We start from the raw sequence: 6,638 nt of genomic DNA, 5'->3' as shown, positions 1-6,638 counted from the left end.
AAAATCCAGCCGGCTGCTTAAACCATCGAAATGAGGGGTCCCTTTTAGACGCCGATCACCCCGCTAACGGGGTTCTTTTTGCACGCCGATCCACAGCGATGCGCGTTTCGCGCTTCACCAACAGCAACCCAGAGCGAATAAGCTGGGCGCACAGCAGCGTCGCATATGCCAGTCTGATCCGGCCTTTCTGAAGGCTCTGGAAGCCCGCGTGAATGATCCGCGAAGGTTTGCTGCCTTCCTTGCCGGGATGTCCTCCTACATACGCCTGAGCGCCCCCTGTGGCCGATGCGGAAGCTTCCGTAGACGAACCCGTGACCGCGCCTGCTACACTTGCCACCTGAACAGGGGGCGCGAGAATTTCGAGCGCATGAAAGCAGGGCTTGTCCCAAAGGTCAGGCAAAGCCGTGACGGCTATCTGGACATGGTGGACCGGCAGCGTCGGGAAAAGAACGATGAGTTTATTATTAAAGAGTTTGGCCGCGTCAGCGTCAGGCGGTTCCCGACCGGACGATTGGAAGTCACGTATCCCGATGGCTATGTCGAACCGGACCTGAGCAAAGTGTCAGGGCAGCGTGTATGGGAGTTGATGGAAATGCTCCCCGAACTAAAAGACGCGCTCATCTGGGCAGGTTGGTATTAGCTAATTCCGGCCGGGAAATGCGTCCATTCTAGCCTGTAAATCAGACATGCGGCGTCGCAACTCCGGGTCAGAGGAACGCGCCTCCACGGTCAACGGCGCGATGCTGGCGGCATCCTGGGAGGGAGGCTGTAAATCAGCCACATCATTTACGTTCACAGGATCACGGCTTGCGTATTCTCGTGCTGCCAATTCGAGGAATAGCCGGTCCTTGCCAGTGAGCGGATAGTTATGGCCGTTTGCTTCTATCTCCATCAGGATCGAGCCAATCGACAGATGGCAGGCGTTATATTCGTCACTCGAAAGATCATAGTCTCTCATGCCCTGAGCAAATGCTAGGGCTGCAACGGCGATTTTGTGCGGTCTTGGTCCCTTCTTCCCGTTGAATTGCCCTTCATCTTGACCATAGGCGCGAGCAACCAATTTGCTCGATAGCGCCTTTGGATCGAGGTCAAAAAGGCCGGTATGCTGCCATCGCTCCAACAAGTTTTGGACGACGACGGCTGCTGCACTGAGTTGAAGCGTCACCTTGATGGCCCCGAACATTGCTTTCTCCCAAGCAAATCGATGATAGCGTTTGGGTCGTAAATACCGTGGTCATAAAATAGTCAAGCCACGATGGCTTGGCAGTGGCACGGATCGCAGGACATCATGACACAGACGGGCAGTTGATTCGACTGGGCATTGCGATCCGCAGCAAACGCAAGTCGGCTGGACTATCGCAAGAAGCGTTGGCGGATGCTGCTGGCATTGATCGCTCGCACATGGGCAAGATTGAGCGCGGCGAACGGAACGTCACGTTCTTGAACCTAAGTCGCATCGCCGCCGCTATCCAATTACGCCCTTCCGAACTTTTGACGGAAGCGGACCTTTAACGGCGTTCCTTGGTAGCAGGCATCATTCCGCCTGTTTGGCGCCCTTTACCCTTTAGGCGTCGGCAATTTCAGGCCGGGGATGCGAAAGGATGCGATGGCATCGACCAAGGCCCGCATGGATGGAGCCGCGCCATATTTGTCAGCAGCGTCCTTGCCCTCATGTCCTTGGAATTGACGGCATACCCGCTCATTGATCCCAGCATCAACGGCCAGCGTTTTCCATGTATGCCGGAAGGAGTGAAAAACCTTCGCTTTGTCATCAATACCGCAGGCGCGCTTATACCGGCTGAACCACTGGCCCCATTTGTCGGTCAGCTTCATGCCGATACCAATAGGCTGTAGGGCAGGAAAGACCCGTCCCGCCTGATCGGGCAGCTTGGCCACATAATCGACAAAGCCCAGTTCAATCAGCTTGGGATGAAGCGGCACTAAGCGCCTGCTCGCGTCGTTCTTGATTTGATTGGGCAAGGCGTCATCATCGCCTATGTCCGTAATGTCGATGCACCACGCCTCTTGCCGCTGTTCGGCAGCGTCGATGTAGGCAACGCGCTTCACATCACCGACCCGAAGCTGGCCGATTTCCTCCCGTCGCGCACCCATGAACAGTGCAATGAGCGGCATCCAATATGCAGCCTCCCCATAGCCAGCCTTGGACCGCTTATCAGCCTTATAGACCGACCCAGAGAACAGCGCGTTCAGGTCATCAATGCTGAAATCCTTGCGCTTCTCGCCCCGCTCGCTAACCGCCATTTTCACATCACGGGCGACGTTGACCGGAACAATATCCTCTTGCGCCGCCCACTCCAGCAGGGTGCGGAGGTAGGCCAGCCGGTCCCGCACATTGATTTGCGACCGCTTAGGATCAGCAATCAGCATACGCTTGTAGGTCATCACATCGGCCTTGGTGATTTGCTCGACGGACTTCCGACCAATCATGCTGTTGAACAGCTTGGCGTCCCGCCAATAGGCGTCCTTGCCACGGGGCGACGGCTTGCGCTCAGCGGCCCAGCCATCGACAATATCGGTATCGAGATAGACGCCCTTGCCCTTCCCGGCTGGGGTGCCGCCTTCGTATTCTACAGCCTGATTTTTAGCTTCCGATGCGCGCGCCTGATTGCGCCCCAGCATACGACCGACAAGCTGTTGCTGTTCAATCTCAGCCATTTCACGCTCATGCTGGACCAGCAATTGCCCAGCCCGGAGAATGTCGGCGGGAGAGGCGTCAATGCTTCTGCCCTCCATCATGGCATCCATGATCGGCTCCAGCGCCTCAATCTCACTGTCCTGATCGCTTAGCGCCTGCCCCAGAAGGTCAGCCTGCTCTTGCTCCCATTCCCACTGTTCCCGGTCCCGCCTTAGCTGTGCAGGGGATCGCGGTAACGATGGCATCGGAGCTGGCTTGTCAGCAGCAGCCTTATCCCGGCGTGCTTGGTCCAGCAGCTTATGAGCGGCCTTGGTATGATCGGGGATGATTAGCTTGGCGGCATCCCGGTCCTTTAGGCCCAGAGACATTTTGATTTCCCGCTTGCCACCCATGAATGGGCGCAAGTCCGCAGGCACGGTCATGCGGAAATAATAGACGCCGTTGGGTGCTTTGTGCAGATAGGAACACATTGGCTTCGTCCTCGTACGTTTGTACTAGACGCTTGTGAAAAAGCCTGCAATTCCAATGTTTTCCAGAGATTTCAAGCCCCTAGAAAAAGTGGTGCCAGAAGAACACTCTTATCGGGCATTCAAGCAGCTGATTTACCCTGCAAATTGGCAGTGGGAAATCGACGGCACCATCAATAACACCATCACATCGTCTGGAAAAGGCTGGATCGCAGTGGACGAACCATGCACCTGCCAAGTGACCTGCTCAATATAGTAGGTGGGCGTTATCCCGGAAGACGTTGTCGCCGAATAGCACTTATCAGAGAAAGCCAGAGGCAGCAGTTGGACCTATGGTTTCCTTTCGGTTGAAGGAACTCCAAGATTACATGGCGACACCGCCGCTCCCAAATCCTGATCAATACTACGCTACGTCATCCCAAGAGACCCTCCCGCGGAACGGACCCGTGCTCTGGTCGGGTGCTGCCTGCTGCGTCGCAGAGCCGACTTCGTTGAAATCAAGCGCCACATTTTGGGACATTTCTGCCGTTCTGAGATTACACGCCAATGACCGCCCGCGCCGAAAGCGGCCAATCACGAGGGATGCCAGCCGTGGCGACTGATTGCGTCGATCAAGGATGAGCGGAGGCGTTGAACGATCCGCAGAAAGCTGGCTTCCTCATCAAGCGCCCGGGCCAGTACGATGGCTCCCTGTATGCCGGAAACGGCCTCCTCGGCAAGGGATGCGGCTAAGGCTGGCGGAACCTTGCCCGCTTCAAGGCAGCGGGCAAGTGCCGCGATCCAGCGCGCGAAGTAGCCCTTCACCTTCACTGCGAAGGCATCGCCGGCGGAGTTCAGTCCGAGGCTTCCAACGACACATACCCTTCGCCCGGAGTGGAAATAGGCGGTCACATCGTCGAACATCGCCGTGATCGCCGCCGCAGGATTCAGGGTCTGCTCCAATGGCGCGAAAATAGCGTTGGCAAACCAGCCATCGATATTCTCCAGAACGGCGTCCATCATCTCTTCCTTCCCACCGGGAAAGAAGTTGTAGAGGCTGCCTTTGCCAAGGCCGGTTGCCTTTGACAGGGTGGCCAGGGTCGCGCCCTCGAACCCGTGCTCGCGGAAGGCTTCGGCCAAGGCCGATATTGCACTTGCACGATCGGTGAGGGCGCGTTTGGCTTTCACAGGTCGAGGTCGCTCAACGAGGCATGATCATCCGGACGGCGGCCCAGCGGCCAGTGAAACAACCGGTCCGCTTCCTTGATCGGCATCTCGTTGATGCTGGCGTGTCGGTTCGACATCAGTCCGTCTTCTGCAAATTGCCAATTCTCGTTGCCATAGGCGCGGAACCACTGGCCGTTGTCGTCGTGATACTCATAGGCATAACGCACAGCAATGCGGTTGCCGGTGAAAGCCCAGAGTTCCTTGATCAGGCGGTAATCGTGTTCCTTGTTCCACTTTCGCTCAAGAAAGGCCTGAGCCTGCTCGCGGTTGGTGGCGAATTCCACGCGGTTACGCCAGCGCGTATCCAACGTGTAGGCCAGTGCGACCTTGGCTGCGTCACGGCTGTTCCAGCCATCTTCGGCCAAACGCACCTTCTGGATAGCGGTTTCAAGGGTGAACGGGGGCATGGGAGGACGGGACATGGAATTTCCTTTCGTGGTGGTGGCCTTGGCAATTGTAGGAAGCGTGAGTGTCACGGCAGATAGGGAAGCAATGAAAGTGCGGCGTTTCATCCGAGTCTCCTCGAAGGGCTCTAGCCCTGTACCGATAGGTACAAGATGTTTTTTGCACGGCGAGACTGGAGTGTCGTCTGCTTGGCAATGTAAGATCGATTTCTGAGGTTTGATGAACACCCTTGGCAGGGAAGGGCCGTGGTCAGCTCTCACCGTTTGCAGTGTCGGTGACATGAAATACGCCAGCCCCACTGTCAGCTTTGAGGAAAGACCGACACTCGCAACCGGCGTGCCCAGCGTCTCGAAGCGGTCGAAACCCACTATAATGCGTCAAGCGAGTGGAAGGATCTGCCATTCAATTTGTGACGCTGCGCATGGTGACGTCGCGTTCACTGCTGATAGCTCACAGGGGATGATTCAACTTAACCCCGGTGAGGCATATGCGCCGGTCGCCGCAACCTTGCGATCGGATCGCACGGGACGAACCATGCACCTGCCAAAGTGATCTGCCCAATATGGTAGGTGAGCATTAACCCGGAAGTCGTTGTCGCCGAATAGCACTTATCGGAGAAGGCCAGAGGCAGCCACTGGAAATGGCGGTTTCGCCGCTGGCTGATTGACACTCTGCAACGCCGCAAATTCGAGTTATCTGCCTTCGACGGATGCGGCTATGCGAAAACGCCATCATTCCACCCGGGCATGCTGTGTCCGACAAATGGAAGCATCAGCTGTTGATGGCGTTCGTGAGAGCATGCGCCATGTCACGCGCGGTTCGGGCCGCGCCCATCAGGGTAGCTGAACCCGGTCCAGTCCAGTCACCATATCCCGCAAGCCACAGATGCGGCTCTTTGACCGAACGCTGGCTCTCGACGACGACCTTTCCATCGCCCTCCACTACCCCTAGTCCAACCAAATGAGCGAGCGCGGGCCTGAACCCGGTACACCAGATGATGGCATCGACGGCCATGTTCGATCCGTCCGGCCAGACGACGCCAGTAGGCGTCATCCGGTCAAAAGGCCTTACCGAAGACAAGTCGCCCCGGTCGCGCGCGGCCTTGATCGGCGGAACCATGACGATGTCGCCAATGCCTCCGACCGGCACGTCACTTGGGCCGCCCTTCATGCGCGCGATGGCCCGTTCGAACAGCACACGGCCATCAACGTCATCAGGCAGGAAGATAGGTTCCTGGGTCGTTACCCACAGGGCACGGGCTATCGGGGCAATTTCGGCCATGATCTGCGCGCCGCTGTTGCCGCCGCCTACCACCAGCACGGTCTGCCCGGCATAGTCTTCGGGGCCAACATAGTGCGCGGAATGAACCTGGCTGCCTTCGAACGACGCGCGTCCAGCTATGTCCGGCACATAGGGATGCGACCATGTGCCGGTCGCACTGACGACCATTTTCGCCGTCATCTTGCCATGGTTCGTGCTGATCTCCAGCCCTGCGCCGCCTGGCTCGATCGTCTCCACACGGACAGGGCGGCGGATCGGCAGGTCGTAGCGTTGCTCATAGGCGTGCAGATAGGCGAGCACATCATCGCGGGTCGGATAGCCTTCATGATGTGGCGGCGGCATCATCCATCCGGGAAGCGAACTATATCCCGCCGGCGAGAACAGCCGGAGCGAATTCCAGCCATGACGCCAGGCGCCGCCCGGCCCATCTTCGCGATCGAGGATCAGGAAGTCCGCTTTCGCACGGCGCAGATAATAGCCGAGCGACAGGCCCATCTGCCCGCCGCCGACGATGATGATGTCATGCGTGTCCAATGTCTGGTCCTGACCGAGGCCGGCAAAGGGGATCATGCCAGGCCAGTCCTGCATGGGCTATTATGTCACCTGTGACGATAGGCGATGCG

The 6,638-nt window shown here is 57.7% G+C and carries 8 protein-coding genes; 3 read left to right on the top strand and 5 right to left on the bottom strand.

Annotated elements, in window-relative coordinates:
- The first annotated feature begins 367 nt into the window (after nt 1-367).
- A complete protein-coding gene (locus GGQ90_RS26480) occupies nt 368-640 on the top strand; it encodes a hypothetical protein (protein WP_188084394.1) in 273 nt (90 codons plus the stop codon).
- Here the strand turns inward: GGQ90_RS26480 and GGQ90_RS26475 are convergent, their stop codons facing one another.
- The gene (locus GGQ90_RS26475; protein WP_188084393.1) at nt 641-1,183 is read right to left on the bottom strand and encodes a hypothetical protein; all 543 of its coding nucleotides are present in this window, start codon (nt 1,181-1,183) and stop codon (nt 641-643) included.
- Between the two features lie 83 nt (nt 1,184-1,266).
- On the opposite strand from GGQ90_RS26475, the gene GGQ90_RS26470 reads away from it, so the two are divergent.
- Nucleotides 1,267-1,512, top strand: coding sequence for a helix-turn-helix domain-containing protein (locus GGQ90_RS26470; protein WP_188084392.1), 246 nt, complete (start codon nt 1,267-1,269; stop codon nt 1,510-1,512).
- Nucleotides 1,513-1,557: 45 nt separating this feature from the next.
- Here GGQ90_RS26470 and GGQ90_RS26465 read toward each other — a convergent pair whose 3' ends face one another.
- Entirely contained in the window at nt 1,558-3,126 is a 1,569-nt protein-coding gene (locus tag GGQ90_RS26465) for a site-specific integrase (protein WP_188084391.1), read from the bottom strand.
- Between the two features lie 34 nt (nt 3,127-3,160).
- Here GGQ90_RS26465 and GGQ90_RS29160 point away from each other — a divergent pair, with 34 nt between their 5' ends.
- Complete coding sequence (locus GGQ90_RS29160; protein WP_223178473.1) at nt 3,161-3,379, top strand: hypothetical protein; 219 nt, start codon at nt 3,161-3,163, stop codon at nt 3,377-3,379.
- A 317-nt stretch (nt 3,380-3,696) separates the two neighbouring features.
- On the opposite strand, the gene GGQ90_RS26460 is transcribed toward GGQ90_RS29160, so the two are convergent.
- The 3 genes from GGQ90_RS26460 to GGQ90_RS26450 all read right to left on the bottom strand — a co-directional run bounded on the left by GGQ90_RS26460 (nt 3,697) and on the right by GGQ90_RS26450 (nt 6,603).
- Nucleotides 3,697-4,290 carry an LmrA/YxaF family transcription factor gene (locus GGQ90_RS26460; protein WP_188084390.1) on the bottom strand — a complete coding sequence of 198 codons (594 nt, stop codon included), beginning with the start codon at nt 4,288-4,290 and terminating at the stop codon, nt 3,697-3,699.
- Complete coding sequence (locus GGQ90_RS26455; protein WP_188084398.1) at nt 4,287-4,751, bottom strand: nuclear transport factor 2 family protein; 465 nt, start codon at nt 4,749-4,751, stop codon at nt 4,287-4,289. Before GGQ90_RS26455 ends, GGQ90_RS26460 begins: the two co-directional genes overlap by 4 nt.
- Nucleotides 4,752-5,505: 754 nt before the next feature.
- Nucleotides 5,506-6,603, bottom strand: a complete 1,098-nt coding sequence (locus tag GGQ90_RS26450; RefSeq protein WP_246428459.1) for an ArsO family NAD(P)H-dependent flavin-containing monooxygenase — start codon at nt 6,601-6,603, stop codon at nt 5,506-5,508.
- Nucleotides 6,604-6,638: the final 35 nt, after the last annotated feature.

This window comes from Sphingobium scionense, assembly GCF_014197035.1.
Lineage (GTDB): Bacteria > Pseudomonadota > Alphaproteobacteria > Sphingomonadales > Sphingomonadaceae > Sphingobium > Sphingobium scionense.
The sequence above is the reverse complement of the archived record's forward strand: the minus strand, read 5'-3'. Positions and strand labels throughout refer to the sequence as shown.